Here is a 26,082-nt window from a genome sequence, read left to right on the forward strand (position 1 = left end):
CGATGCGGAGCTGGAGGTTCCTACAAAAGGGCGCTGCTCTCCAGGGCTGAGCCGCCCCCTCCGGGCCACTCGGCCGGGCTACTCGCTCGAGAACTCCTCCACCACTGTCGCGCCCAGCTCCCGGACGATCAGCTCCTGGCCTGAGAGGGCCGACTCGTCGAGGTCCGGGTCGTCGTCCTCGGGGATGTCCTCCTCGACGGAGACATGGCGGGGCTCCGGAGCGGAGGGCTGGGGGACGGGCGCGGCCGGGGCGGAGGAGGGTCCGCTCGGCTTCTGGACGGGGGTGGACGCCGCCGCCGGCTGGGACGGGGCCGGGCGCTGCGCGGTCGCCGTACCGCCGCTTCCGCCGCTGCGGCCGCTGCTGCCGGTGTTGTAACCGCCACCGCCGCCGCTGCCGGTGTAGCCACCACCGCCTCCCTCGGTGTTGTAGCCGCTGGGGGCGCCACCGCCGAAGCCGGACGGGCCTCCCGGTGCCGGCGGCGCCGAGCCACCGGAGGGGTCGACGATCGCCTCGATCTTCCACTGGACGTTGAACTGCTCGCCCAGCGCCTGCCGCAGCACGTCCTCGCTGCCGCTGCTCAGGAAGTTGTCCCGCGCGCCCGCGTTGACGAAGCCGAGCTGCAGGGTCGTGCCGTCGAAGCCGGTCACCTGGGCGTTCTGGCTGAGCAGGATCCAGGTGAAGCGGCGGCGGTTCTTGACGGCCTCCAGGATGTTCGGCCAGAGCATGCGGGGGTCGAGGCCGCCGGCGGGGGGCGGAGTCGAGGCCGGGGCCGGGGCCGGGGCTGCCTGGGCGGGGGCCGGGGGTTCGGCCGGGGAACCGGGGCCGCTGGGCGCGGGGGTGCGCGCTGCGGGGGCCCCCGGGGCGGGCGCCCCCGGGGCCGACGTGGGCCAGCCGCCGGGGCGACGGCCGCCGCTGCCCGCGGAGGCGGCGGTAGGCCAGGCGCCGGGGGCCGGGCCGGACGGGGCCGGTGTCCGGGGCGGCTGGGCGGCCTGGGAAGATCCGCCGGGCTGGGCGGGTGTCCCGGTGCCGGGGCTGGAGTCGGCAGGGGCGTCGGCGGGAGCTCCCGGGGCACCGGGAGCGTGTTCCGCAGGCGTACCGGGCCCCTGCGGGGGCGCGGCCTGGCCCGCTGCCGCAGGGGCATGCCCCGCAGCGGCCGCCGTACCACCGCCGGTGCCGGGCCCGCCGGTGCCGCCACTGCCTGGGCCACCGGGACCACCACCGCTCCCGCCGGTCCCGCCACCGCTCCCGCTGCCGGGTGCTCCGGAAGCACGGACCGCAGCCCGGGCCGCGGCCGGGCCGCCGCCGGGCGGGACGGGAGCCGCTGCCGCTCCCCCGTGCGCCTCGTGGTGGTGGCCCTCGGGCCCGGGGACGTAGCCCATGGGTGGCATGCCCGCGGCGGGCCCCGCGGAGAAGTTCACACCGCGCTCGATCCGGTCCAGGCGGGCCATGACGGACCGCTCGTCGCCGTAGGCGGCGGGGAGCAGGACGCGGGCGCAGATCAGTTCGAGCTGGAGACGGGGCGAGTTGGCGCCGCGCATCTCGGTCAGCCCCTCGTTGACGAGGTCGGCCGCCCGGCTCAGCTCGGCGGGGCCGAAGGTGCCGGCCTGGGCCTGCATGCGCTCGACCACGTCGGCGGGGGCGTCGATGAGCCCCTTCTCCGCCGCGTCCGGGACGGCGGCGAGGATCACCAGGTCACGCAGCCGCTCCAGCAGGTCGGCGACGAAACGACGGGGGTCGTTCCCGCCTTCGATCACGCGGTCGACGACCTCGAAGGCGGCAGCCCCGTCCCCGGTGGCGAAGGCCTCGACGACGGAGTCGAGGAGCGAGCCGTCCGTGTACCCGAGGAGGGCCGTGGCCATGGCGTACGTCACACCGTCCGAGGCGGCCCCGGCGAGCAGCTGGTCCATGACCGACATGGAGTCACGCACGGATCCGGCACCGGCACGCACGACGAGCGGGAGCACTCCGTCCTCGACGGGGATCTTCTCCTTGCCGCACACCTCGCCGAGGTACTCGCGGAGCGTCCCCGGTGGCACGAGGCGGAACGGGTAGTGGTGGGTCCGGGACCGGATGGTCCCGATGACCTTCTCGGGCTCGGTGGTCGCGAAGATGAACTTGAGATGCTCCGGGGGCTCCTCGACGACCTTGAGCAGCGCGTTGAAGCCTGCCGACGTGACCATGTGGGCCTCGTCGATGATGTAGATCTTGTACCGGCTGCGGGCGGGCCCGAAGAAGGCCTTTTCCCGCAGGTCACGGGCGTCGTCCACGCCACCGTGGGAAGCGGCGTCGATCTCGATGACGTCGATGGAACCGGGGCCGTTGCGCGCGAGGTCCTGACAGGACTGGCACTCACCGCACGGGGTGGGTGTGGGGCCCTGCTCGCAGTTCAGACACCGCGCCAGGATCCGCGCGCTGGTCGTCTTGCCACAGCCACGCGGCCCGCTGAACAGGTACGCGTGGTTGACCCGGTTGTTCCGCAGCGCCTGCTGCAGCGGGTCGGTGACATGCGCCTGCCCGATGACCTCGGCGAAGGTCTCCGGGCGGTAGCGGCGGTACAGAGCGAGAGACGACACGCATACGAGGTTATAGGCGCCCACTGACATCGGGCCCCGCCCGGGAACGCAGACGCCCCCCACGCACCCGCCAGAGCCAACCTACCCTTGCTGCCTTCCGGCCCTGGGGGAGTTCAGTCAGATAGCGCCGCGTGAGGGGCTGCGCCAAGGCTACCTGATGTCGGGGGCAGGGAACGAGTTCGCGAGCACTCCTCTCGGTCATGTAATGTTTCCGGCGGAGGATTCGCCTAGAGGCCTAGGGCGCACGCTTGGAAAGCGTGTTGGGGGCAACCCCTCACGAGTTCGAATCTCGTATCCTCCGCCAGTGCCTCACCGGGCACGATGTCGAAGGGCCCCACCGTTCGCGGTGGGGCCCTTCGACGTTGTCCGTCTCAGTTTCCGTCTCAGTTCGTTTTCGGGAGCTCCCACAGCGCGTCCCCGACTTGCTGCGCGACCTTGCGGAGCATGGTCCCCGTCACGTGCATGTAGCGGGCGCGCATCCGAGCCGCTCCCCCGGGCTCCCAACTCATGATCGAGTCGATCACGACGTCCGGGACGCCGAGGATCAGTAGGACGGTGGCTGCGGTGTGGCGAGCGTCATGGAGACGGCCGTCTCGTACGCCAGCGCTCGCACCCGAGGTGCAGCTCTTTTACAAGGCCAGGGCGACCCGGGACAAGGACGAGACCGACTTCGAAGCGGTAACTGCCGCTGCTCGACGCTCCGGCACGTGCCTGGCTGGCGGACGCGATCAAGGTGATCGCGCCCGGCCATCCCTGGCTCCGCCGGCTCCTGCCGGTCAGCCGAACGTGAGCAGCGGGACGTCGTAGAGGTCGGGGTTCCGGGGCCGGGTCATCGTGGGCGACGTGACCTCCACGATCAGCAGTTCGCTGAGGAACTGGACCTTGGCGCTGAGGAGGTGGCTCGTCCTGCCGTCGGCCGACTGGGCCTTCAGGCCGGCGGAGACGTGGATGTGCGGAAGTATCCCGCCGGTGGCCGGGTCGTGGGCGATCGTGCCCGCGCCGAACGCCTCGACGTTGGTGACGTACGTCTTCGCCCAGACCGGTGCGTCCGGGTCGGCGAGCTTCTCGCAGGCACCCACGATCTCGGCCTCCTCAAAGGCTCCGATGAAGAGCGGTCGGGGACGCCGACCAGCGGTCCACGGGATGGCAGGCCGCCCACCATCCGCACCCGGTTCTCCGCGATCCGCGCGATCGGGCCGCTTGCTGGTGAGGTGAAGGCGGCGGGGCTGGTGGTGTAGGACTTGCGGACGGTCCGTGCCGAGTGGATCTCGTCGCCGAGACGGCGAGGCAGCCGGCGCCCCGCAGGCCGGGGTCGGCGGCGGCCAGGACGGCGGCGTGGATGTTGGCAGGGCCGTCGGCGCCGGGAAGGGTGGGATTGCGCATCGCGCCGGTGACGACGACCGGCTGCTCGTGGCCGTGGTAAAGGTCCAGCAGGAAGGCCGTCTCCTCGATGGTGTCGGTGCCCTGGGTGATGACGACGCCGTCGACGTCACCGGCCTCCAGCTCCGCCGTGATCGCGGCCGACAGCGCGGCGAGGTCATCGAAGGTCAGGGAGGCGCCGGGCAGACGCCGGAAGTCCCGCACCTTGAGGCCGATGCCGCTCGTGGCCAGAGCAGGTACCGCGGCGAGGAGTTCGTGGGCCGAAAGCGGGTACGACGCCTCCGGTGGTTGGGTCGGTGGTCATGGCGATCGTGCCGCCGAGGGAGAAGACCGCCACGTTCCTGACCGACTCCGTCATATCCCCCTGCCCCCCCTGTCCGGACGCCGCCGAGCACGGCTTCACGAGTGGTTCACGCAGGCCATCGGGTCGGCGCCGTCCGGGTACGCAGGGTGTTCACCAGCTGCTCGGGCGGTGGAGCCGTCTGTGCGCCGACCGTCTCTGGATCCGGGGCGACTCACTCAGTCGCGCCAAAGGCCAGGCTAAAATCAGCCATTTCATCCGGTAGGCATTACTTACCCCGTGGTTTCATATTAAACTTTCCGGCGCGTTTCCCGACGCATCTCGACATCACCAGTCAGGTGAAATGCCCATTGACAGAATTGGTGGAGATTCTTCATCCTTCAACGGGGCGGCTGCAGGGGCACGGACCGGGGGAATGACCGCCCCATAAGTCCTCCCCCCTGAGAGGGCATGGAGACATGAACAACAGAAGACCGGATTTACGAAAGAAAGCGCGCGGCTGGACGAACCGGACGGCTGCGTGTCCCTGGCGGGCCCCTGACCGGCACCTTCGACGGGTCTCGTGAGGGGTAGCGATAAAATGGGGGAACGCATTTCGACGGTCGGGCGCAACACCGAACTGTCACTTATTCGCCAGGCACTTGAAACAACCATGTCGGGCACCGGCCGTTTCCTGCAGTTCGAGGGATCGGCAGGAATCGGCAAGAGTCACCTCCTCTCGGAAGCCCTGCAGCAGGCCGAGAAAATGGGAATGACGGCGGCAGCGGGCCAGGCCACCGAACTGAACCGGGTGGCCCCGCTTTCCCTGCTGCTCACCACCCTTCGTACCAGCAAACCACCGGTCATCGACGGCGACGGTCTCGTGGAGCTGAGGGCCCACGGTGGCACGGAGGCCGACCGCCTATGGCTGCTGGACTGCATTGGGAATCTGATCGAGGAGCACGTACGGCACCGACCGCTCCTCATCGCCCTGGACAACGCGCACCTGACGGACGAGCTGACCGAGCTGGCACTGGTGACGTTGATCCCCCGGCTGCGCGATCTGCCGGTGATGTGGCTGTTGGCGAGGAGCACCCACAGCGAGCGGCGCAGTTGCCTTGAGCTGATGGAACGGCCGGACGAGGATTTCGCACGGTGCGTCAAGCTGCGACCGCTGGACTCCGCAGCCATCCAGGAGTACTGCACCCACGCGTTCGGTGCCCCGGCCAGTCCAGGGCTCACCGCACTGGCCATGCGCAGCGGAGGCAATCCGTTCCTGCTCAAGCAGTTGCTGACGACGCTGCGCGTGCAGGGCCGGGTCTCCATCGTGGGCGGCGCCGCGATGGTGGCTCCCGACGAGAACCTGCCCTCCGACTTCGTCTCGGCCGTAAGCGCGCAGCTGCGCCATCTGTCCTTGGCGACCCGTCGGCTGCTGGAGGCCGGAGCCGTCCTGAACCGTCCCTTCTCACTGAACGAAGTGTCGGCGCTGCTCGGCTGTCGGCCCATCTCCCTGATGTCCCAGGTGGAGGAGGCAGTGGAGACGGATCTGCTGGCCGACCAAGGCGTCACGTTCTCCTTCCGGCACGACCTCATCAGAGAGGCCGTCTACGAACGGCTGTCCGGGCCACTGCGCCGCGCCCTGCATCAGGAAGCCGCCGCCGCCCTTCAGCAGTCCGGCGGGCCGCGCGCCGAAGTGGCCCTGCACCTGGTGCGGGGCGGCGGCGAGGACGACGCGCAGACCATCGCCGCGCTGTGCGAGGCGGCGAAAGAACTGGCCGGCAGCGCTCCCGGCGCCGCCGCCGACATGCTGTACCAGGCGCTCGACCTGGTGCCGGCCGACGCCCCCGAGCGTGCGGACTTGGTCGCCCGGACGGTACGGCTGCTGGCTTCGGCCGGGCGCATCGCCGAAGCTCGTGAGCTGGGCGAGTCCGCGCTGTACGCGACGGGGCCCGAGGTGTACGTCGGGCTGGCCGAGGCGCTCAAGCACGCCGGCCAGGACTCGCTCGTGGTCGACCACACCGAACGCGCCCTCGGCATGCCTGGGGCGCCGGCCCCGGTCCGGGGCCAACTGCTCGCCGTACAGGCCCATGCCTTGCTCAACTGTGATGAACCGGAGCGGGCCGAAGCCCGTGCGGTACAGGCGATCGAGCTCGGTGAGCCGTCGACGGCCGCCTTCGCCGCCACCGCGCGCAGCGCGGCCGCACGCGCCCTCGGCAGGATCGACGAGGCGGTCACACACGCCGTGGACGCGGTGCGGCTCGCCGACGAGTCGGGGCCGGAGGCGCGTCACCGGCACCCCCGGTTCTGGCTGGGGCGGGCCCTCACAGCGGCCGACCGGCTGGACGAGGCGGATGCCGCCTTCGACCGGGGAGAGCAGGAGACACAGGAGCTCGGCTCCGCCTGGTCTCTTCCGCTGTGGTATTTCGGCCGGGCCGAGGCGCGGATGATGGCGGGCCGGCTGGACGACGCCGAGGCGGCCGCCCTGGCCGGCAAGGAGGCAGCCGAACGGCTGGGCGCACTGGCCATCATGCCGTCGCTGCTGCTCATTCTGGGGCAGGTGGCCATCCACCGGGACGAGCTGGCACAGGCCTGCGACCTGGTCCGCGAGACACGGCGGCTGGGGGGCTCCGGCTACCGCTTCCCACCGCAGTCGCTGGCATGGGTGCAGGCTCAGCTGGCGTACGCGCACGAGGACCCGAAGGGTGCCGTGACCGCCCTCGCTCCGGTCTACGACAGGCTGGAGGACCGTCCGATCCTGCTGACCGAGATCGCCTGGGCGGCTCCGGCGATGGTGCGGTTCGCACTCGATGCCGGGGCCTCGGAACGGGCGGAGAGCACCGCGCGGGTGGCCCGCGCTCTGGCCGACGGTTCACCGGGAACGGTCTCACTGACGGCCGCCGCCCACCACGCGGAGGGACTGGTCCGCGGCGATCTCGACGCCCTGCACGCCGCGGTGAACGCCTACCGGGGCGGGCCGCGGCAACTGGCGTGCGCCCTCGCCCTGATGGACGTGGCGCACGGTGAGATCGGGGCTGGGCGGCGGAGCCGGGCGATCACCGTCCTGGAAGAGGCGCTGGAGCTGTTCACTCAGTGCGGCGCCAAGCGTTCGATGGCGCGGGCCCGCCGCGACCTGCGCAACCTGGGGGTACGTCCCAAGAAATGGAAACCCCTGGCCCGGGCGAAAACCGGCTGGAACAGTCTCACCCTGGCCGAACTGCGAGTGGTGCGGCTGGTGTCCGAGGGGCTGACCAACCGGGCCGTCGCCCAGCGGCTGTTCCTCTCCCCGCACACCGTGGACACGCATCTGCGGCACGCCTTCGCCAAGTTGGGCATATCCAGCCGGGTGGAACTGACCCGGCACGCGCTGCTGGCCGACCAGAAGCGCAAGGCGCGACTCAGCCCGGATCACGTAAAGGCGTGATGTCCCCGCACGCGTCTACCGCGAGACTCCCAAGCTGGGCACCACCGCCGAGGACGGCTGCTGGGCACCCACTTCCGATCCCGTCACAGAAAGGGCATTCATGTCTCTGAAGAACAAGGTCGCCATAGTCACCGGAGCCACCCGTGGCATCGGTCGTGCGGTGGCCGAGCGGCTCGGCCGTGACGGTGCCGCTGTGATCGTCAACTACCGTGCCGAGCGCGACGGCGCGAAGCAGAGCGCCGAGGACGTGGTCGCGGCGATCACGTCGGCGGGCGGACGCGCCCTGGCCGTGGCAGGCGATGTCAGCCGCAGCGGCGATGTGAAGGGGCTGTTCGACGCGGCCGAGGAGCAGTTCGGCGGTGTCGACATCCTGGTGAACAACGCGGCGATGTTCGCGGCGGCTCCGCTGGAGTACCTGCCGGAGGAGGTGTTCGACCAGCTGCTCGCGGTCAATCTCAAGAGCGTCTACTTCACCGGCCAGCAGGCGAGCTCGCGGCTGCGTGACGGGGGCCGGATCGTCAACATCGCGGCCGGGCTGCCCAACGGCGGGATCGCCTTCATGGGTGCCTACGGCGCGACCAAGGCCGGTGTCGAGGTGCTGAGCCGTTCGCTCGCCCACGCCCTGGGCGCCCGCGGCATCACCGTGAACGCCGTGCTCCCCGGCCCGACGGACACCGACATGCTGTCCGAGGAGGCTCGCAAGGCGGAGGCCCAGATCATCGGCGCGACGCCGCTCGGCCGTCTCGGCCAACCGGCCGACCTGGCCGACGTCGTGGCGTTCCTGGCGAGCGACGACTCCCGCTGGGTCACCGCCCAGGCCATCGCGGTCAACGGCGGCTTCGAGTAGAAACCCTGAGCGGGCACGGTCGGCCCGCTCTGACTCGCCGGGTCCGCCCATGGGGCGGACCCGGCGAGTCGCGTTCACTGCCATGAGGGTCGGTACCCGGCGTCAGGAGACGTCGCGCTTGACACCCGAGATCAGCACATCGCTGAGACCGCCGACGTAGAACCGGCCGGACGGCTCGAAGCCGACCTCGGTGAGCCACTGCTCGTACTCCTTGGCGGTGTACACCATGCCCTCGCCCGATGCGAGCGTCTGGAAGTACGCCGACAGGTACGCGGCGAGCTCCGGCCCGGTCTCGTCATCCTCCTGGAAGGGCGTCAGCACGAATACCTTCGTGCCGGTCTTCAGGGCTCGGGCCGCCTTCTCCAGCAGCATCCTGTTGCGGTCCACCGACCAGATCTCCAGGAAGTGCGCGAAGATCACGCCGTCGCAGCCGCCGGGCAGCTCGTCGTTGAAGACGTCCAGCCCCACCGCGCGGACCCTGTCGCCGAGACCGGCCTCCGCGATACGGGCGTTCGCGGCCTCGACCACCGTGGGCAGGTCGGCGATCGTGATCTGCAGGTGAGGCCAGCGCCGGGCGAGCGCGGTCGCGTTGACCGCGGTGCCGCCGCCCACGTCGAGCAGATGGCGGGTCTCCGACAGGTCCAGCTTGCGCGCGAGGTCCTCAGCGACCGACCGGCTGACCCCGCCCATCATGTGGTGGAACGTGGTCTCCAGCTCGGGATGGTCGACCAGCCGCCCGTACATGGTGCTCGACTCACCGGGCAGTTCCTTGTCCAGGCCGACGTTGGTGTTCGCCTTCAGCGCCTCGTAGAACCAACCCATCGCCCGGTAGGTGAGGTGGTGCTCGAACGGGACGAACGCGCCCGGCAGATCGGTGACATCGGCCGCCAGCGGCTCCGAGATCGCGGTGTTGAAGTATGCATCGCCCTCCTTGGCGACCAAGCCGGCCACCGTGCAGCCGAGCAGCAGAATCCGGGTCGGCTGCTCTTCCATCTCCAGCCGCTTGGCGATCTCGGACCGGCTCAGGCCCGGTGACGAAGCCAGGACGGTGAACAGGCCGGCCCGGAAGGCTGCACTCAGGAACTGGAACCGGTAATGCGCCTTGTACAGCGGACGCAGCGCTGCCTCCGCCGGATGCTCAAGACGCGGACCCAGGGCATGGGACATGTTCCGCCAACTCCTTGTTTTCGCTCTTGATTGATCGAAGCCTGCTTTTCGGCCCGTTCACTTCATCGGTATTGCTCTTTGATTCATGCGCTTCGTGTCGCAAACGTAGTCTCGGGGCAGCACGGTCGGTCATCACGTGAGTACGCGATCTCCGGTCAGTCCAGCGTCACCCCGTGCCGATGGGCCAAATGAGAAACGCTGTCGAGTTCCAGGGAAATGCCGAACTTCGCGGCGTGTGCCAGCAACGCGTCGAGATCGGGGGAGGACACCGGGCCGACCACATCGTCGATTCCGGCGAAGTACTCGTCCAGGTTTCCCGGCGAAATCACCATGACGAACCGTGTGATGCCGCTCCTGTCGGCGTTCCAGAACGTGTGGCGGACGCCGCGCGGCGCGAAGAGTACCGAGCCGGTCCCCACCTCGACCTCCCGGTCGCCGAGAAGGGCGCCGACGGTCCCCTCGACGACATACACCGTCTCGTCCTCGAACCGGTGAGTGTGCACCGGCGCCAGCAGACCGCCCGGCGCCAGCGTGATGTCCATCAGGCTGGACGAGCCGCCCGTCGACGTGCTCGGCAGAGCCACCCGCTCGGTGACCTTGGGGTGCACCAGGCTGAACCCGTCCTCGGGACGGCGGACGACAGGGGCCGGCATGGTCACGCGCCCCCTTCCTGGGCCGTGGCGCCGGGCAACCTCACCGACTGGGCGTGGCGAAAGGTGTCGCGCGGGTCCCAACGCGCCTTCACCTGCTGGAGCCGCGCGTAGTTTTCCTTGAAGTACAGCTTGGTCCAGGGCACATCCGAGGTGTTCCACTTCGGGTCGCCGAGGTCGATGTCCGCGTAGTTGACGAAGCATCCGTCGGTCACGGAGTCCGGCACCGGAACCCCGCCTGTCGCCGAGTGGACGTCCCGGTAGAACTCCCGGATCCACGCGATGTGCCGGGCGTCGTCGCGTTCGTCGCCCCAGCCGACCAGGTAGTGCAGCTTCATCACCGAGTCGCGCTGCGCCACAGCCGTGGCCGACGGCGCGACGGTGTTGGTCCTGCCGCCGTAGGTGGAGATCTGCACCAGCGCCGTGGGATGGGCGTAGTCGGTGCGGGTCAGGTTCCGGTACATCGCGGCGATCTGCGCGTCCGGAAAGCGTGTGCGCATGTACGAGGACTTGAAGTCGGCACGGTAGGTGGAGTCACCGTCGAACATGCCGCGCCATGTGGTGCTGTGCAGCCAGGGCAGCTTGCGGTGGTCCCAGACGTCGGGCTTGGTCCCGATGCCCTCGCCGATGGCGGCGTTGAACGTGTTGAGCAGCCCTTCGGCGCCTGCGACCGAGGCGTCGATCTGCGACACGAGGGTGATCAGGCCGTTGGCCTGATGGGTCAGGGTGAGCCGGGCGAACAGCGCCGCGTACGGGGAGTCGGCCGCGCTGTTGCGCTCGCACCAGATGCCGTAGTTGCCCACCAGCCGGGTGAAGTCCGCCTCGCCGAGCTTGGCCCACGGCCAGACCACCCGGCTGATCCACAGCTCGGCCGGAGGTCTGGGCAGCAGCCGCGTGGGGTCGGTGCCGGTCGCGCCCGGGGTCCGGAACCAGTAGCGCGTGACGACGCCGAAGGTACCGCCGCCACCGCCGGTGTGCGCCCACCACAGGTCCCGGTTCGGGTCGCTCGCCTCCGAGGTGGCGATGACCCGGCGTGCGACGCCGCCCGCGTCGACGACCACGACCTCGACCGCGTACAGGTAGTCCACGATCAGGCCGAGCGAGCGGTTGAGCTGGCCGTAACCGCCGCCCGCCACCTGGCCGCCGACCGCGACGCTGGGGCAGGAGCCCCCCGGGACGGTCACTCCCCAGCCCTTGAACAACGTCTCGTAGACCTCGCCCACCGTCGCACCAGCCTCGACGGCGAACGCACGGCGGGCGGGGTCGTAGGAGATCGCCTTCATCTCCGACAGGTCGAGGACCACCTGCACCTCGGAGTTCGAGACGAAGTCCTCGTAGCAGTGACCGCCGCTGCGCACCTGTATACGCTTGCCGGCCCGTACCGCCGCCTGCACGGCCTCCAGGACCTGCGCGGGTGTGGTGCACAGCCGGACGTACTCCGGCTTGCCCACGAAGCGGTGGTTCTCGCCCCTGACCAGGTCCCCGTACCGGTGGTCCCCCGGACGGACCGTCAGGTCCGCGCCGCGGATCTGTGCCGGCACGTCGGCCGCGGTCGGCACAGCCGCTGTCGTCTCCCCCCGGGCTGCGGCGGCGGTGCCCGCGACCATCAGCGTCCCCCCTGCGGCCGCCGTGCCGGCCAGGACCGACCGGCGTGTCATCTCACCCACGTGCACTCCTCGTTCTTCCCTGGCTCCGTGCGGCCAGTTCCTGGTGAGAATGGGGCTTGGGGCAAGTCCGCTGCATCACGCTTTCGCGGGATCCGGGACCGCCCGCCCCTGCCGCAACCCCCTCAGCGTCCGGACCAGAATCTGCGGCCCGCGCTCGGTGAGCAGAGACTCGGGATGGAACTGCATCGAGGCGAAGTGACTGCCTCGCAGCGCATGCACCTGCTCGGTCTCCGGATCGGCGCTGACCTCGATGGTGTCCCCGCCGGGCCGGTCGGCACAGCCGGGCCGGTGACGGGCGGCGAAGGTGTTGTAGAAACCGACGCGTTCGAAGCTGCCGAACAGATCGATCTCCCGCTGCACACCCTGGTTGGGCACGTCCCGGCGGATCAGGGGGAAGCCGAGCACCCCGGCCAGGATCTGGTGGCTGAGGCAGATCGACAGGAACGGGCGCCCCTCGTCCAGCAGTTGCCGGGTCACGACGCGCAAACGGGCCATCTTGGGGTGCCGCAGGTCGCGGGGGTCGCCGGGCCCCGGGCCCAGCACTACGAGGTCGTGCCCGTCCAGGGTGTACGGCTCATCGTGACGCCTCACCCGTACCGTCAGCCCGAGGGCGCACAACTGCAGCCGCAGCATGGAGGTGAAGGTGTCCTCGGCATCGACGACCAGCACGGTGCGGCCGACCAGACCGGGGTCCGGTGCGATCCGGGCGTCGCCGTCGGTGAGCCAGAAGCCGGAGACCGTGGCGTTGCGCCGGTCCAGGGCCGCCCGGACCTCGGGGTGCGCCTCGAACCGCTGGTCGCTGCCACTCAGCGCGGCCAGCAGCCCGGCCGCCTTGGCCCGGGTCTCGGAGACCTCCGAGGCCGGGTCGGAGTGCCGCACGATCGTGGCACCGACGCCGACCCGGAGGCGGCCGGAGCGGTCGATGTCGGCCGTCCTGATGAGGATCGCGGAGTCCAGTGTCCGCCCGCCCCGCTCGTCATGGCCGATGAGGGCGACGACGCCGCTGTAGTAGCCGCGACCGCCCGGCTCGTAGCGTTTGATGACCCGGCAGGCGTTCTCCAGCGGGCTGCCGGTCACGGTCGGCGCGAACATCGTCTCGCGGAGGACGTCACGCACGTCGCGTGTGGTGTCCCCTTCGATGAAGTACTCGGTGTGGGCGACCCGGGCCATCTCCTTGAGGTGCGGCCCCGTGACCCGGACACCCTCGGGGCAGAGACGGGTCATCATCTTCAGTTCCTCGTCGACGACCATGTAGAGCTCGTCGGTCTCCTTGGGGTCGGCGAGGAAGTCCAGCACGGACGACAGCGTGGGGCCACCCTGGGGATAGCGGTAGGTCCCGCTGATCGGGTTCATCAGTGCGGTGCCGTCGTGCAGGCTGACATGCCGCTCGGGGCTGGCGCCGACCCAGGTCCGCTCCCCCGTGTGCACCAGGAAGGTCCAGTACGCTCCCTGCTCACACTCCAGCAGGCGGCGGAAGAAGGTCAGAGCGTGGGCCGTGGTGTAGCCGGTGATGTCCGCGACGAAGGACCGTCTGATGACGAAGTTCGCCCCGTCGCCCTCGCCGATGGCCTCCTCGATCACGGTGCTCACCAGCCCCGCGTACGCCTCGTCGGATATGTCGAAATGTTTGTCGGCCAGCTCGATCGGCACCGAGGGGAGCCGTTGCAGCGCCTCGACCAGGGTGATGGCCGCCTGGTCGGTGACCGCCATCGTCACCAGCGGCTCACCGTCGTCGGTGCAGGCGAAGCCGTGTTCGGAGATTTGCCTGAAGGGCAGCAGCGCCAGCAGCTGGTGCCGTGCGGCCGAGGGGGTCGCAGAGGGCACCGGCACCGGCAGCTCGGCCAGCGTGTCCGCGGCGGCGACATCGCCGACCACGACATCCAGCAGGCCCACCGCGGTCTCGGGGCGGTACAGCAGCGCGAAGGGCGGCGGCTGCGAACCCAGGACGCGTCCCAGCAGATCGGGTGCGACCACGTGTTCCGGCCCGGCGGTCATCGAGCCGCTCCGACGGTCCCGAGTCGCGTGAGGAGCGTGTCGGTGGTCATGACGACGGCGCAGCGCTGTGCCGCGTATTCCAGCGCGAACCGGTGGTGCTCCGGTGAGAAGTCGGCGACCGCGTCGGCAATGAGGAAGGGCTGGATGTCGTTGGTGAACGCCTCCACCGCCGTCATCAGCACACCGATGTGCGCGTACAGCCCGCAGACGACCAGTTGGTCCCGGCCGGCCTCCCGCATGCGTTCCAGCAGACCGGAGCGAAAGAAGGCGCTGTAGCGCCACTTGGTGAACACCCAGTCCCCGGGCCGTGGGGCGACCTCCTCGATCACCTGCCGGTCCTTTGGTGCCCTGGTCATCCCGGGGCCCCAGAAGTCGTTGAGGAGTCCTCGCTCCTGCTGTGTCATCGACCCCGGCTGTGCCGTGTAGGCCACGGGTACGCCGACGGCCGCACACCGCTCGCGTAGGAGCGCGACGTTGCGGACGAGGTCTTCGTAGGGGGACAGTCCAGGGAGAAGGGTCTGGAGGAAGAAGCGCTGCATGTCGTGGACGAGCAGGACGGCGCGCTCCGGATCCGGCGACCAGTGCGCCGTGTTGGCGGGCAGCCCGCCCGGATCCGGCATGGGGTAGGCCTCGATGCGGGGAATTCCAGGTGGGTGGGGAATGCTGCTCATGCCCGTCTCCTCGTGGGGTCAAGGGGTGTGTGGGGTGGTGAGGGCGGACGCACGCTGTCGCGCTCGGCGCCGACAGGGATTCCGGGCGCACGGCCGCTCAGGGGCTGCCAGGATTCCGGCGTCGCCTCGCGCTCCGCTCAGACGCCGAGAGCCGCGCCGCCGTCCACCGTCAGGCCGCCCAGGGTGATGTGGGATGCCTCGTCGGACAGCAGGAACGCGACCGCCCGGGCCACGTCGACCGGCTGGGCGATCCGGCGCAGCGGAATCCCAACGCGGAACTCCTCGGGCCGGCCCTGGATCGTGCCCGCCGGACCGGACTCGTCGTGCCACATGGAGCTGAGCATCGGGGTGTCGGTGGATCCGGGCGCCACGACGTTGCAACGGATCCCGTACCGGGCGACCTCCAGGCCCAGACACTTGGTGAACATCGTGGCCGCGGCCTTGGACGCGGCATAGGCGGCCATCTCCGTACGCGGCGTGGCCGCCGCGTTCGAGGCGACCGTGACGATCGCTCCCCGCCCGCGCGGCACCATCCGGTCGGCGACCGCACGGGACGTCAGGAAGACACCCGTGGCGTTCACCGCGAAGGTGGTGAGCCAGTCCTCCTCGGTCAGGTTCCGGGCTCGGCCGAGCCTGAGCACCCCCGCCGCGTTCACCAGGTTCTCCACCGGCCCCAGCCGGTGCTCGACCGCGTCCACCATGGACCCGACGGCCGCCGCCGACGTCACGTCCGCCGGGAACGCCTCGACCGACAGCCCCTTGGCGGACAGCCTGGACACGGTCTCCTCCAGGCGATCCCGCTCCCTGTCCACGGCGGCGACGGTGACACCCCGCTCGCCCAGGAGTTGAGCCACGGCCTCACCGATACCGCCCGCGGCACCGGTCACCACAGCGATTTTGTCCGTCATGCCTACCCCGTCTCGTCCTGCCTGATCGTCTGCCGTTGCTGTTCACGCCTCCCAGGCCGCAGCCACCGTGACGGCCTGCTGGGGATTGAGCCTCGGATCGCACAGGCTCGTGTACTTCTCGCCGACCCGCCCCAGCTCGCCCGGGTGAGCCACACACTCGGTGACCTCGTCGGGAGTGGACTCCAGGTGCATGCCGCCCGCTACGCCGCCGACCCGGGCCATCACTGCCCGGAACTCCCTGAGCTCGCGCAGAACCGCCTCCACGAACCGGGTCTTCAGGCCGTCGGGACCGGGGACAGTGTTGCCGTGCATGGGATCGGTCAGCCAGAGCGCCTGATGCCCGGCCTCGCGCACCGCGGCGACCAACGGGGGGAGCCGGGCGGCGACCGCGTCCGCGCCCAGCCGGGCGATCAGCGTCAGCCGGCCCGGCTCGCGCAGCGGATCGAGGCGCTCGCACAGGGCCACCAGTGCACCCGGCGACAGGGTCGGGCCGACCTTGCACGCCACCGGGTTGGCCACCCCGGCCAGCAGCGCCACGTGGGCGCCGTCCAACTGCCTGGTCCGGTCGCCGATCCAGGGCCACTGGGTGGAGGCGAGGAACACCCTGCCGTCGTCGGCGCGGCGCAGCATGGGCACCTCGTAGTCGAGCAGCAGTGCCTCGTGGCTGGTCCACACCGGTACACCGCCGGGCGGCCGTGGGTCGCTGCCCGCTCGCGGCTCCTGGCCGGCCCAGCCCAGGTGCTCCATGGCGCTGCTCGCGGCCCGGTAGCCCTCGGCGAGCCGGCCCGGGTCGGGGCGGCGGACCTGCGGGTCGGGCTGCGGGCCGTTCACCATGCTGCCGCGGTAGACGGGCAGTTCGAGGTCGCCGATCCGTTCGACGGACCCGGACCGCGGCTTGCCGAACTGGCCGGCGATGCGACCGACGCGCACCACCGGCTGGCCGGTGTTGGCCGAGACGATCCCGGCCAGGACATGCAACAGCCCCGCCTTACGGGTGATGTGGCCAGAGGTGCACTCGGCGAAGTCCTCGGCGCAGTCTCCGGCTTGCACCACCAGGAGTTCTCCGGCGGCGGCCCGCGCGAGCAGCTGCCGCAAGGCGGCCACGTCCTCCGCACGGACCAGTCCGGGGGCCGCCGCCAGCTCCCGCCGTGCCGGCGCGAGCCGCGGATCGTGGGCCCAGTCGGGCTGCTGGTGGGCGGGGCTCGACGCCAAGAAGGCGAGATCGGAGTCGAGGTCAGCGGTGAGACCACACCGGGCGGTCGCCACGGCCGAGGTCGCCACATCGGTCGGAACGTAGGTGTCTGACATCTCATACCCTTTGTCGACTGGCCGCTGTGGGGCTCGATGAGTGGAGGAACCTGAAGGGACGTTCGAGCCCGTGTAGTCACGCGCCCCTGATCCGGTCGAGCAGGTTGTCCCACTCCTGCGGCCCAGGTGCCTCGTCGCCACGCCAGGCCACATGCTGGTCGGGACGGAGCAGGACGAGATCCCGCTCCCACACCGCGCGCACCCCGGCGTGGTCGACGCTGAGCAGGACGAGCGGCAGCCCCGCGTTTCGCGCCTGGTCCGCGAGGGCCTTGCCGCGCTTCTCACCGGACAGATCGACGAGGGTCAGCTCCTTGCCCAGCTGGTCGAAGAGCGCGGTGCCGTCGGCCACCCGTACGCTCGGCGGTCGGCCACCGGGCCAGGTGGTCGGTGTGATGGCCTGCCACTGCCAGTCGGGCTCCTGCCCCGCCTCGTGCGCCACGATCGGGGACGCGTTGTACCGATAGCCGAAGTGGATACCCACGTTGTCGATCTGGAAGCTCTCGTTGCCGAGGTACGCGGCGAGCTGCGGGCGGGTCGCGCCGAGCGCGGCCAGTCGCGGGAAACGGGTCCACACCGCGAGCAGGTTGGCGCACATCTCCCGGTTGAACAGCGCGACCGGGCGTCGCTCGGCCTCGTACGCGTCCAACAGGCCTGGGCCTCCCCAGCCGTTCAGGACGGCGGCGAGCTTCCAGCCCAGATCGCAGGCGTCGCCCAGGCCGGTGTTCGCGCCGTGGCCACCGGTTGGATAGAACTGGTGGGCCGCGTCGCCCGCGAGGAAGACCTGCCCTCTGCGATAGGCGGTGGCGACGGCCAGCCGCCCATACCAGTGGGCGACGTTGATCACCTCGTCGACCTCGAAGTCGATGCCGAGGCCCCGCTTGACGGCGTCGAGCGGCTCCGCGGGCTCCGGTTCTCCCTCGGGAAGGACGAAGGTGCCGGTCCAGGTGCCCTTGCCGTCACGGTTCACCAGGGTCACCCCGCCCGCGGCGATGGTGAGGAAGAACTTCCCGTTGCGGAGCAGGGCAGGGTCGGCGCTGCGGAAGTACACATCGCAGTGGCGGGTGGCGGGCCCGATCTGCTCGGTCTCGATGCCGGCCTCCCGCCGGACTGTGCTGCCGCCTCCGTCACAGCCGACCAGATAATCCGCGCGCACTGTCCGTGCCACGCCCTCGGTCTCGTCGTACAGCACCGCCTCGACGACGTCGCCGTGGTCGGTGAGGGATCTGAGGGTCCAGCCCTCGCGCAGATCGACCAGCGGGTGCTCGCGCAGCCGGCCGCGCAGCACGTCCTCCAGGAGCGAGCCCTGCAGGCGCTGGTACGGCTCCAGCGGTGCCGAGCCGTCCTCGACCCCCGCGTACCGGGAGCGCATCCCCTCCACCGAGGGGTACGCCCACACGGAGACCGGCGGACGGTCGGGCTCCACCGTCCACAGGAAGTTGAACGGCTCGTCGGGGGCCACCCCGCGGCGGCGGATCTCCTCGGCCACCCCGAGGCGGCGCAGCAGCTCCATGCTGCGACCGTTGATGAAATCCATCTTCGGATGGGCGGAGACGGTCGTGCCCGACTCGACCACTGTGCTGTGCACGCCGTGGTGCGCGAGCTCCAGGGCCAGCGTCGCGCCGACCGGACCCGCTCCCACGATCAGGACCGCATGCTCCTCGGGCGCGGTCGGCCTCATGTTCGCCTGGTCGCCGGTCATGCTGGTTCTCCTTCAGGGTTGAGGGCGTCATCGGGGCCGCGGAAGGTCATCAGACGGGTGAGGAGGACCCCCGCGGCGGCGATGCCCACCGCGCCCCACAGCGCCCAGCGGTAGCCGCCGGTCAACGCGGCGGTCTCGGAGACGGGCCCGGAGCCGTCGAGCAGCGAGCGGGTGCGGCCGTCGGCCACGGCCACCAGCGCACTGAGGCCGATCGCCCCACCGACCTGGTGGCTGGTGGTGGCGAGGCCCGAGGCGGCACCGGCGCTCCCGCCGGACACCCCCAGGGTGCACACCACGTACGCACTGACGATGGACACACCGACGCCGAGGCTCCACAGCACGGTCGGGGCCAGCACGTCCAGCACAGGGTTCGTGTGGTCGCCGATCACGACCGCCCACCAGAGGAGTCCCAAAACCTGCGTCGCCAGTCCCAGCAGCAGAGAGGTGCCGGGACCGAAGCGGAGCAGGCGGGGGGCGAGTTGGGTACCGGCGAAGGTGGCCACCGGGATGGGCAGGTACATCAGGCCGGCGATCGCCGGTCCGTAGCCCCGGACGTTCTGCAGGTAGAGCGTGATGAGCAGGAAGGTGGCGAACATCAGCGCGCCCACCAGGAAGATGACGGCATTGCCTACGACGAGGTTCCGCTGCCGCAGCAAAGCCGTCGGGATCAGAGGGAGGCGGGCCGTGCGCTGGCGCCACACGAACACCGCCAACAGCAGCGCAGTGAGGGCGAAACCTCCCAGCGAGCCGGCGGACGTCCAGCCGTGCGCGCCGGCACGGATCATCACGAAGAGCAGGGCGCACACTCCGAGCGCCATGGTGAGGGCGCCGACGACGTCGATGCTGCCGCCGGACCGCGGGCGCACATCGGGCACCAGCCGGAGGCCGGCCACGAACACCGCTGCCCCGATCGGGACATTGACCAGGAACGCCCACTGCCAGGCGATGTCGCTCAGCAGGCCGCCGACCAGCACCCCGGCCGCTGCGGCGACGCTGCCCATGCTGCTGGCGATGCCCAGTGCCCTGTTGCGCTGCGGGCCCTCGGGGAAGATGTCGGTGATCAGGGCCAGGGTGGTGGGCACCACGATGGCGGCGCCGAGGCCCTGCACCACCCGGCTGCCCACCAGGTGCCAATCCTCGGTCGCGACCGCGCAGCCGAGCGAGGCGAGGGTGAAGACTGCGACGCCGGCCAGGAACAGCCCCTTGCGTCCGAGGACGTCCGCCGCCCGGCCGGCCAGCAGCAGAAAGCCCGCGTAGGCCAGCACGAAAGCGTCCACCACCCAGACCAGGCCGGTCGCGGAGAAGCCCAGGTCCTGCTGGATCGACGGCAGGGCCATGTTCACGACCGAGATGTCGAGGACCGTGATGAACTCGATGAGCGCGAGGATTCTGAAGGTCGCCCAGGGATCGCGGACGGTTGATCGCGTGTCACTCGTCATACGGTCGGCTCCCGCTGCTCCAGAGTGCGTCTGTTATGCGCCACGGCCATCCTCGCCAGGCATCAAGGCGCGAACATCACGTCTTCGCGCGATGGTGGTGACCTGGCCCCGCGGGGGATCGCTCTGCGTGAACCGGCGGTGAAATGGCGTGGCGCCAACGGAACCCAACTGAGGAAAGGGACAGACCCGTTGCCCCGCATGAAACGGGCACCGGGCCTGCCGCCTCCGCACGCTCTCCCCGAGCCGAGCCGATCTTCCCTCGGCTCACGCCGATCGGGGCCGTTCTCTGGTCAGCCCCCGTTCGCCAGGCCGAACTCCTGGTGCAGCAGCCGTATGGCCGCCGCATGGTGCCGTCCGGGCACGATCACCGAGGCACGTAGCTGTGAGCCGGAGACCCAGCTCGTGGTGATGCCGGCGAGGGACAGAGTGGACGTCATTCGTGCCAGGTACTCGGGCCGGTTCAGCAGACCTACTCCGACCAGCGAGATCTTGGCGACATCCGTGTCGATCCGGATGCCGCCGCCCGCCCCGCCGGCGAGTTCCTCCAGCGGCTCCCGGATCAGCTCCACGGCCCCCGCGTCCACGGTGAAGCCCATGCGGAACTCGTCCTCGTGCGGGCCGGAGCGTGCAACCAGGTCGGCAGGGACCGCCTTTCCGGCCAACAGCGCCAGGACCGTCGGGGCGAGATCCGCACCGCCCGGGGCGTGCACGAGCACCCGGGCGGCCTCGGGGTCCGAGGTGATGGCCGTGACCGCGCTCCCAGTCTCCAGCACCGCCGCCCCCACGGCGGGCACCACCGTCCCCTCCCTGGGGACCAGAGAACTCCTGACGTGCACCTCAACTCCTCTGGCTACGGCCAGTTCCGTCGAGCGGGAATGCAGGACCCTCGCGCCCGAGAACGCCATCTCGACCATGACGTCCGGGGGCACCACGGGCAATGTGCGGGCCGACGCCACGATCCGCGGGTCGGCCGTGCAGACGCCTTCGACATCGGTGTAGACCTCGCAACGCCGGGCACCGAGGACGGCGGCGAGCGCGATAGCCGTGGTGTCGGACCCGCCGCGGCCGAGGGTGACCACGTCACCCTCGGCGTTGACGCCCTGGAAACCCCCGACCACCACGACCCGTTCTGCGGCGAGCTCCCGGTGCAGTCGTGCGGTGTCGATCCGGTCGATCATCCCCGCGCCGTGCCGGCCGGCCACCCGGAGACCGGCCTGCGGCCCGGTGAGGGAGACGGCCGGTACGCCGAGCCGGTCCAGTGCCAGGGCCAGCAGGGCGGCCGAGGCGTACTCGCCGGTCGCCAGCAACTGGTCGGTCTCCCGGGCGGCCCGCGTCGCCGCATGCGGCCCGCCGGCCTCGGCGGCCAGCTCCAGGAGCCTGTCGGTCGTGTCGCCGCGCGCGGAGACCACGACGACCGTGCCGCGGCCCGCCCGGTGGGCCGCGGCCACCCGCTCGGAGACATGGCGGAGCCGGTCCGGCCCGGCCAGGGACGTCCCGCCGTACTTCTGTACCAGGACGCTCACAGCGGGACCTCAACCAGTGCTTCGGCGTCGTGGTCGAAGAGCCACTCCTGGTCCCGGGCCTGTTGCCGGCCCAGGGCGGCGTCGCGCTCCTGCTGCCCCTCGCCGTCGTCCAGATGGAACGTGCGTGAGTTCGCCCGGGACATTCGCTGAATCCTGTCGGTGCGTGGTCTGCGCACCCGTTCGTAGCGGGCGAGTGCGGCCGGGATGCCCTGCGGACCGGTGCCGGCCAGGCACGCGGCGAGTGCTACGGAGTCCTCGATCGCCTGGTTGGCGCCCTGCGCCATGAAGGGCAGCATCGGGTGGGCCGAGTCGCCGGCCACCGCGATCCGGTCGCTGGTCCATCGCTGCAGCGGATCCCGGTCGTGCAGCGCCCATCGGCTGACGGTGGTCAACGCGCTGAGCACAGCCCTCACCTGTTCGCTCCACCCCCGGTAGGTGTCCAGGAGTTCCTCGGTCCGGCCCTGCGCCGTCCAGGACTCGGTGTTCCAGTCACCGGCCGGAGCGGTGGCGCCGACGCTGATCCAGTCACCAGCGCTCACCGGGTAACACACGCAGTGCTGCTCGGGTCCGAACCACAGCCGGACCTTGGGCTCGTCCATCAGGAAGGGCAGTTCCCCGGCCGGCACCAGGCCGCGGTACATCGACTGCCCGGAGAACCGCGGCCGGTCCGCGGCCAGTGCCTCGCGCACAACGGAGTGGATACCGTCGGTGCCCACCACCAGGTCGGCTTCCCGTACGGAACCGCCTTGGAAGTGCAGGAGCACCCGGTCCGCGCGCTCCTCCACCCGCACACACCGACGAGCCAGGTGCAGTCGGCCCGGGTCGAGGCGGGAGCGCAGCACCTCGTGCAGATCGGCCCGGTGCATCAGGTAGTACGGCGCTCCGTGGCGAACCTCGATCGCGGCGCCGAGTTCGGCGCGGTTGAGGAGCCGGTCGTCGTCCCAGCGCCGCATCTCCACGGCTGCGGGCCGCACGGCCACCTCGTCCAGCTGCTCAGCCGGCACGAGCCGACGCAGGAGCCGGGTCGCGTTGGGCGCGATCTGCACGCCGACGCCCACTTCGCGCAGGGCCTGAGCCTGCTCGAAGACCTCACAGTGGATGCCCACCCGGTCGAGTGCCAGGGCCAGGGTGAGGCCGGCGATTCCGGCGCCCACCACCGCGACCCGGACGGCGCTGTCCCCGGATTCCGCGCGTTCGTTGCGATGCGATGAGTTCATGGCGAATCGGCTCCGGTCGTCGTCGGTGACGGAGAACGGCGATGTTCCCGTCGTCAGCGGCGTTGTCGCCGTCCTCAGTAGTAGAGAACCGCGTTGTTCCAGTCCTCGTCCGGGCCGAACAGGCTCCTGGGCTTGACCACGTCGGGCGCCCGGGTCAGGACGTCGTGCGGCACCAGCGTTCCCGGAGGGACGGAGCCCACGAGGGAGACCACGGCCAGTTCGCGCTCCAGGGCCACCGTCAGCTCGGCCTCGGCGGCCACCGCGTGCTCCGGCGCGACCTCGATCTCGACCCGCAGCCGGTCCCCGGCCGTCTGGGCACGCCAGAACAGCACCCCGTACTCGTAAGGCAGCCGGTAGACGATGTCCTCCAGCTCGTACTGGGTGATCAGCGTCGTGCCGACCCGATGGCCGTGGATCGCCCGCCCCAGCACCTTGACGGTGGGCAGCACCCAGCCGCAGGCGCAGGGGTCGTAGGAGACCTCGACGGAGTCCTCCAGGTTGTATCGCAGCAGCGGCATTGCCTGGCGGTAGAGCGGGGTGATGACGAGTTGCCCCGCGCCCTCCCGGGTGATCCGGCCCGTCCCCGGGTCGCACACCTCGAACAGGGCCCGGTCGGCCCACAGGTGCAGCCGGCCCTCGGGGCATTCACCGGCCAGGGAGCCGGTCTCGGTGGATCCGTACTCCTCCACCACCGGGACGCCCCACAGCCTGCTGATCCGGGCCCGCCTGGCCGGGCTGAGCGGCTCGCCGCCGACGAACAGGGCCCTCAACGCGGGGAAGTCCCGATCGGGTTCATGCCCCAGCGCCCGGGCCGACGCGGCCCACAGCAACAACTCGGTGGGCATGGACCACGTCAGGGTCACGCCCAAGTTGTGCAGTGCCCTGACCACGCGTGCGTACGGCATGGCCAGTGAGCGATTGTCGCCGGGGACCACCGTGGCGCCCTGTAACCGGCCCGCCGCGTGGGCGAGATGCCCGGTGAGCAGCATCGCGTACGGGGTGCGTACCAGCAGGGTGTCCGAGGCGGTGATGCCGATCCACTTGCGGGCGAAGCGCTCGGCGAGGTCCAGCCAGTCCGCCTCGGTGTAGTACGAGGGCGTGGGCTGCCCGGTGGAGCCGCTGGACTCGTGGTAGGTGGCCAGCTCCGAGGGCGGCACGGCGAGCATGCCGAACGGGTAGTTGTCCCGCAGCTCGGTCTTGGCCGTGGTCGGCAGCGCGGCGAAGTCCGCCGGGCCTTCCGGCCATCCGCCCGAGGCCAGTTTGGCCTGGTAGAAAGGGGACTTGGCGGCCCACTTGAGGACCTGGGGCAGCTGCTGCCGCTGGAGCCGCGACAGCTCCTGGTACGTCGACCAGTCTCCCAGCCGGGGCAGTCGGTCCGGACGCGCGATCATATGTCCTCCAGTCCCAGCAGCCGGACGGCGTTGTGCCACGCGATCTTCTGCCGGTCGTCGTCGCTGATCCCGGAGTGCCGCAGCTTGGCCAGCTCGACCTCGGGGTGCTAGATGGGTGCCTCGGAGCCGAACAACACCCGGTCGGCGCCCAGTTGCGCCACTGCCTCACGCAGGACGACGGTGTATCCACCCGAGGTCTCCACCAGGATGTTCTCCTGGTCGGCCACCGTCTCGACCGCGTACAGGTCGATGTTGCCTATGCCCGCGTGCCCGAGGACGAAGGTGACCTCGGGGTGGGCGCCGGCCAGCGCGACCAGGTCGGCGACGCGGCTGCCGGGACGCTCCAGGCAGACGGTGTAGACGCTGTGGCCGATCTCGCCGGCGGCCGCCACGATCTCCACGGTGCGGGGGTCCGCCAGCGGCACACCGTGCACCGCCGGCGAGATCTCCACGCCCCGGAATTCGTCCGCGCGGGCGCGGTAGTGGTCCGGGTCGCGGTGCGGATTGGCGAAGAAGAACGGCACCAGACGTCCGTCGGACGCCGCACACGCCTTCAGTACCGCGTCGTTGTCCACGTCGGACTCGATATGCCCGCCCTCCACCAGGAACCGGGACAGCTGCGCCAGCGGCATGGTCCCGCCGGCGCAGACCACCGCACGGCTGATGCCGCTCGCGTCCATCAGCTCCAGCAGGCGGTAGGTCGCCCCGGACACGGGCGCGAGCCGGACGTGGAAGTCGAATATCCGGGGCTCCACCATGCCGGACTCACTTCTCCAGGCAGAACTCGTCGATCGGGTAGCCCACGTGGCGGTCCTCGCTGGGAAGGTAACCGAGCACGGTGTCACCGGGCTTGAGCTCTGTGCTGTTGAGCACGACCCCGTCGGGACCCAGCACCCGGACGTGCCAGTCGTCCTGCAGGATGAGGTTGACCGTCTGGCCGTTGGGCGCGAGGGCGTCGATCGAGATCAGCGGACGCGACTCGATCTTGACCCGGCCGACCGTGACCAGCCGGGTGTTTCCTTTGACGTCCACGGCCATCACCTTGCTGCCCGACTGGAGCTCGCTCAGGTAGTTGGTGCGCTCGTCCTTCGACAGCGTGTAGGAGTGGATGGCACCGGCGTTCACCCGGAACGGGCGGGTGGGCATGTACGGCAGCGGGTGCGTCTCGCTGACGCACAGGATCATGCCCTTGGAGTGCGAGCCGACCAGAATGCCCTCGTCCTCGCGGAAGTACGTGCAGGTGTCGACGCAGGCACGCTCACCCATGCCGACGTGCGCGGTCGCCGTGACCTTGAGCTGCACCAGCTCCAGCTGGGGCGTGTCGGCCTGGGCAGCGGCCTTGAGTCTGGCCGTCTCGCCGACTGCCGTGGGAGCCACCATCACACCGTCGGAACCGTGTTCCAGCACCCCGAAGATGATCTCCGCCTCTTCCACGTCCTTGGCAACGGTGATCAGACTGCCGGTCGACCGGGCGGCGGCGGCGATCACGATCTCCAGCGGAATCTTGGTGGGGTCCCGGAAGAGCAGCAGGCTCCACTGCTCGGTGCGCGCCGACTCGCACGCGTCCTCCAGCGTGGCCGCGTCGACGATCTCCACGAAGCGCCCGAACTCCACGCCGGGGTGACGCTCCGCCAGCTCAGCCGTGGTGGCACCGTGCCGGGCGGGGTCCACGATGACGATCGTGGCGTCCCCAAAGTCCTCCGGCAGCTTCTTGCCCTCCGGAAAGAGGACCTTGGACAAGGTCGGGGGCAGCTCGGCGAAGTCCGCGGGGTCGTCGGCGACGACGGCCTCGACACGGTAGTGCAGTGCCTCCTGGAGGATGGCCTCCTTCGCCTCGCCGAGACCGCGGATGTCCAGCCAGCTCATCTTCATGGGTGTTGTCTCCTGCTGGGATCGGTTGGGACCGGTTGCGATCGATCGGCCCCTGGGACAGGTCTGCGTGAGG

The 26,082-nt window shown here is 70.5% G+C and carries 18 protein-coding genes, 1 tRNA gene, 1 other RNA gene and 3 pseudogenes; 3 read left to right on the plus strand and 20 right to left on the minus strand.

The window, feature by feature from the left end; genetic code table 11:
• Nucleotides 1-78: 78 nt before the first annotated feature.
• Nucleotides 79-2,574 carry a DNA polymerase III subunit gamma and tau gene (locus tag ACZ5TL_RS00340; protein ID WP_468586122.1) on the minus strand — a complete coding sequence of 832 codons (2,496 nt, stop codon included), beginning with the start codon at nucleotides 2,572-2,574 and terminating at the stop codon, nucleotides 79-81.
• 48 nt (nucleotides 2,575-2,622) lie between these two features.
• Nucleotides 2,623-2,717, minus strand: an RNA gene (gene ffs, locus ACZ5TL_RS00345) — signal recognition particle sRNA small type.
• 73 nt (nucleotides 2,718-2,790) lie between these two features.
• Between ffs and ACZ5TL_RS00350 the strand changes: the two genes are divergently transcribed.
• Nucleotides 2,791-2,878, plus strand: a tRNA-Ser gene (locus ACZ5TL_RS00350).
• Between the two features lie 79 nt (nucleotides 2,879-2,957).
• Here the strand turns inward: ACZ5TL_RS00350 and ACZ5TL_RS00355 are convergent.
• From ACZ5TL_RS00355 to ACZ5TL_RS00370, 4 genes and pseudogenes are all read right to left on the minus strand, one after another.
• A pseudogene (locus ACZ5TL_RS00355) lies at nucleotides 2,958-3,179 on the minus strand (site-specific integrase); the annotation flags it as partial.
• A gap of 171 nt (nucleotides 3,180-3,350) precedes the next feature.
• Nucleotides 3,351-3,653, minus strand: a complete 303-nt coding sequence (locus tag ACZ5TL_RS00360) for a PPC domain-containing DNA-binding protein (protein WP_468586124.1) — start codon at nucleotides 3,651-3,653, stop codon at nucleotides 3,351-3,353.
• A 134-nt stretch (nucleotides 3,654-3,787) separates the two neighbouring features.
• Nucleotides 3,788-3,865: pseudogene (locus ACZ5TL_RS00365) on the minus strand (hypothetical protein); the annotation flags it as partial.
• Between the two features lie 47 nt (nucleotides 3,866-3,912).
• A pseudogene (locus tag ACZ5TL_RS00370) lies at nucleotides 3,913-4,185 on the minus strand (asparaginase domain-containing protein); the annotation flags it as partial.
• A gap of 650 nt (nucleotides 4,186-4,835) precedes the next feature.
• Here ACZ5TL_RS00370 and ACZ5TL_RS00375 point away from each other — a divergent pair.
• Nucleotides 4,836-7,655 carry a helix-turn-helix transcriptional regulator gene (locus tag ACZ5TL_RS00375; protein ID WP_468586126.1) on the plus strand — a complete coding sequence of 940 codons (2,820 nt, stop codon included), beginning with the start codon at nucleotides 4,836-4,838 and terminating at the stop codon, nucleotides 7,653-7,655.
• Between the two features lie 100 nt (nucleotides 7,656-7,755).
• A complete protein-coding gene (locus ACZ5TL_RS00380) occupies nucleotides 7,756-8,502 on the plus strand; it encodes a glucose 1-dehydrogenase (RefSeq protein ID WP_468586128.1) in 747 nt (248 codons plus the stop codon).
• Nucleotides 8,503-8,604: 102 nt separating this feature from the next.
• Here the strand turns inward: ACZ5TL_RS00380 and ACZ5TL_RS00385 are convergent, their stop codons facing one another.
• From ACZ5TL_RS00385 to ACZ5TL_RS00450, 14 genes are all read right to left on the minus strand, one after another.
• Nucleotides 8,605-9,669 carry a methyltransferase gene (locus ACZ5TL_RS00385; RefSeq protein WP_468586130.1) on the minus strand — a complete coding sequence of 355 codons (1,065 nt, stop codon included), beginning with the start codon at nucleotides 9,667-9,669 and terminating at the stop codon, nucleotides 8,605-8,607.
• A gap of 155 nt (nucleotides 9,670-9,824) precedes the next feature.
• Nucleotides 9,825-10,277, minus strand: coding sequence for a cupin domain-containing protein (locus ACZ5TL_RS00390; RefSeq protein WP_468586132.1), 453 nt, complete (start codon nucleotides 10,275-10,277; stop codon nucleotides 9,825-9,827).
• 47 nt (nucleotides 10,278-10,324) lie between these two features.
• Nucleotides 10,325-11,977, minus strand: coding sequence for an FAD-binding oxidoreductase (locus tag ACZ5TL_RS00395; protein WP_468587044.1), 1,653 nt, complete (start codon nucleotides 11,975-11,977; stop codon nucleotides 10,325-10,327).
• 84 nt (nucleotides 11,978-12,061) lie between these two features.
• Nucleotides 12,062-13,981, minus strand: a complete 1,920-nt coding sequence (locus ACZ5TL_RS00400; RefSeq protein ID WP_468586134.1) for an anthranilate synthase family protein — start codon at nucleotides 13,979-13,981, stop codon at nucleotides 12,062-12,064.
• Nucleotides 13,978-14,652, minus strand: coding sequence for an isochorismatase family protein (locus tag ACZ5TL_RS00405; protein WP_468586136.1), 675 nt, complete (start codon nucleotides 14,650-14,652; stop codon nucleotides 13,978-13,980). The genes ACZ5TL_RS00400 and ACZ5TL_RS00405 overlap by 4 nt, the downstream gene beginning before the upstream one ends.
• Nucleotides 14,653-14,789: 137 nt before the next feature.
• Nucleotides 14,790-15,560, minus strand: a complete 771-nt coding sequence (locus ACZ5TL_RS00410; RefSeq protein ID WP_468586138.1) for a 2,3-dihydro-2,3-dihydroxybenzoate dehydrogenase — start codon at nucleotides 15,558-15,560, stop codon at nucleotides 14,790-14,792.
• A gap of 42 nt (nucleotides 15,561-15,602) precedes the next feature.
• Complete coding sequence (locus ACZ5TL_RS00415; RefSeq protein WP_468586140.1) at nucleotides 15,603-16,868, minus strand: 3-deoxy-7-phosphoheptulonate synthase; 1,266 nt, start codon at nucleotides 16,866-16,868, stop codon at nucleotides 15,603-15,605.
• Nucleotides 16,869-16,944: 76 nt separating this feature from the next.
• Nucleotides 16,945-18,567 (minus strand): FAD-dependent monooxygenase, encoded by a 1,623-nt coding sequence (locus ACZ5TL_RS00420; RefSeq protein WP_468586142.1) that lies wholly within the window; start codon nucleotides 18,565-18,567, stop codon nucleotides 16,945-16,947.
• Complete coding sequence (locus ACZ5TL_RS00425; RefSeq protein ID WP_468586144.1) at nucleotides 18,564-20,006, minus strand: MFS transporter; 1,443 nt, start codon at nucleotides 20,004-20,006, stop codon at nucleotides 18,564-18,566. Before ACZ5TL_RS00425 ends, ACZ5TL_RS00420 begins: the two co-directional genes overlap by 4 nt.
• Nucleotides 20,007-20,296: 290 nt before the next feature.
• Nucleotides 20,297-21,529: an aspartate kinase gene (locus ACZ5TL_RS00430; protein ID WP_468586146.1), complete on the minus strand. Its 1,233-nt coding sequence runs from the start codon at nucleotides 21,527-21,529 to the stop codon at nucleotides 20,297-20,299.
• Nucleotides 21,526-22,746, minus strand: a complete 1,221-nt coding sequence (locus ACZ5TL_RS00435) for an FAD-dependent monooxygenase (protein ID WP_468586148.1) — start codon at nucleotides 22,744-22,746, stop codon at nucleotides 21,526-21,528. Before ACZ5TL_RS00435 ends, ACZ5TL_RS00430 begins: the two co-directional genes overlap by 4 nt.
• A 74-nt stretch (nucleotides 22,747-22,820) precedes the next feature.
• Nucleotides 22,821-24,137: a phenylacetate--CoA ligase family protein gene (locus tag ACZ5TL_RS00440; RefSeq protein WP_468586150.1), complete on the minus strand. Its 1,317-nt coding sequence runs from the start codon at nucleotides 24,135-24,137 to the stop codon at nucleotides 22,821-22,823.
• 107 nt (nucleotides 24,138-24,244) lie between these two features.
• On the minus strand, nucleotides 24,245-24,895 hold the full coding sequence (locus ACZ5TL_RS00445) for an amidohydrolase family protein (protein WP_468586152.1): 651 nt from the start codon (nucleotides 24,893-24,895) through the stop codon (nucleotides 24,245-24,247).
• A 7-nt stretch (nucleotides 24,896-24,902) separates the two neighbouring features.
• Nucleotides 24,903-26,009 (minus strand): 3-dehydroquinate synthase II family protein, encoded by a 1,107-nt coding sequence (locus ACZ5TL_RS00450; protein WP_468586154.1) that lies wholly within the window; start codon nucleotides 26,007-26,009, stop codon nucleotides 24,903-24,905.
• Nucleotides 26,010-26,082 lie beyond the last annotated feature (73 nt).

Source organism: Streptomyces sp. NPDC033136 (genome assembly GCF_055578235.1).

Excerpts from the sequence above, each read along its gene's own strand:
- ACZ5TL_RS00435 (WP_468586148.1), bottom strand. The coding sequence starts at position 22,746 with ATGAACTCATCGCATCGCAACGAACGCGCGGAATCCGGGGACAGCGCC.
- ACZ5TL_RS00375 (WP_468586126.1), top strand. The coding sequence starts at position 4,836 with ATGGGGGAACGCATTTCGACGGTCGGGCGCAACACCGAACTGTCACTT.
- ACZ5TL_RS00380 (WP_468586128.1), top strand. The coding sequence starts at position 7,756 with ATGTCTCTGAAGAACAAGGTCGCCATAGTCACCGGAGCCACCCGTGGC.
- ACZ5TL_RS00385 (WP_468586130.1), bottom strand. The coding sequence starts at position 9,669 with ATGTCCCATGCCCTGGGTCCGCGTCTTGAGCATCCGGCGGAGGCAGCG.
- ACZ5TL_RS00405 (WP_468586136.1), bottom strand. The coding sequence starts at position 14,652 with ATGAGCAGCATTCCCCACCCACCTGGAATTCCCCGCATCGAGGCCTAC.
- ACZ5TL_RS00420 (WP_468586142.1), bottom strand. The coding sequence starts at position 18,567 with ATGACCGGCGACCAGGCGAACATGAGGCCGACCGCGCCCGAGGAGCAT.
- ACZ5TL_RS00410 (WP_468586138.1), bottom strand. The coding sequence starts at position 15,560 with ATGACGGACAAAATCGCTGTGGTGACCGGTGCCGCGGGCGGTATCGGT.
- ACZ5TL_RS00440 (WP_468586150.1), bottom strand. The coding sequence starts at position 24,137 with ATGATCGCGCGTCCGGACCGACTGCCCCGGCTGGGAGACTGGTCGACG.
- ACZ5TL_RS00445 (WP_468586152.1), bottom strand. The coding sequence starts at position 24,895 with ATGGTGGAGCCCCGGATATTCGACTTCCACGTCCGGCTCGCGCCCGTG.
- ACZ5TL_RS00395 (WP_468587044.1), bottom strand. The coding sequence starts at position 11,977 with ATGACACGCCGGTCGGTCCTGGCCGGCACGGCGGCCGCAGGGGGGACG.
- ACZ5TL_RS00400 (WP_468586134.1), bottom strand. The coding sequence starts at position 13,981 with ATGACCGCCGGGCCGGAACACGTGGTCGCACCCGATCTGCTGGGACGC.
- ACZ5TL_RS00425 (WP_468586144.1), bottom strand. The coding sequence starts at position 20,006 with ATGACGAGTGACACGCGATCAACCGTCCGCGATCCCTGGGCGACCTTC.
- ACZ5TL_RS00450 (WP_468586154.1), bottom strand. The coding sequence starts at position 26,009 with ATGAAGATGAGCTGGCTGGACATCCGCGGTCTCGGCGAGGCGAAGGAG.
- ACZ5TL_RS00415 (WP_468586140.1), bottom strand. The coding sequence starts at position 16,868 with ATGTCAGACACCTACGTTCCGACCGATGTGGCGACCTCGGCCGTGGCG.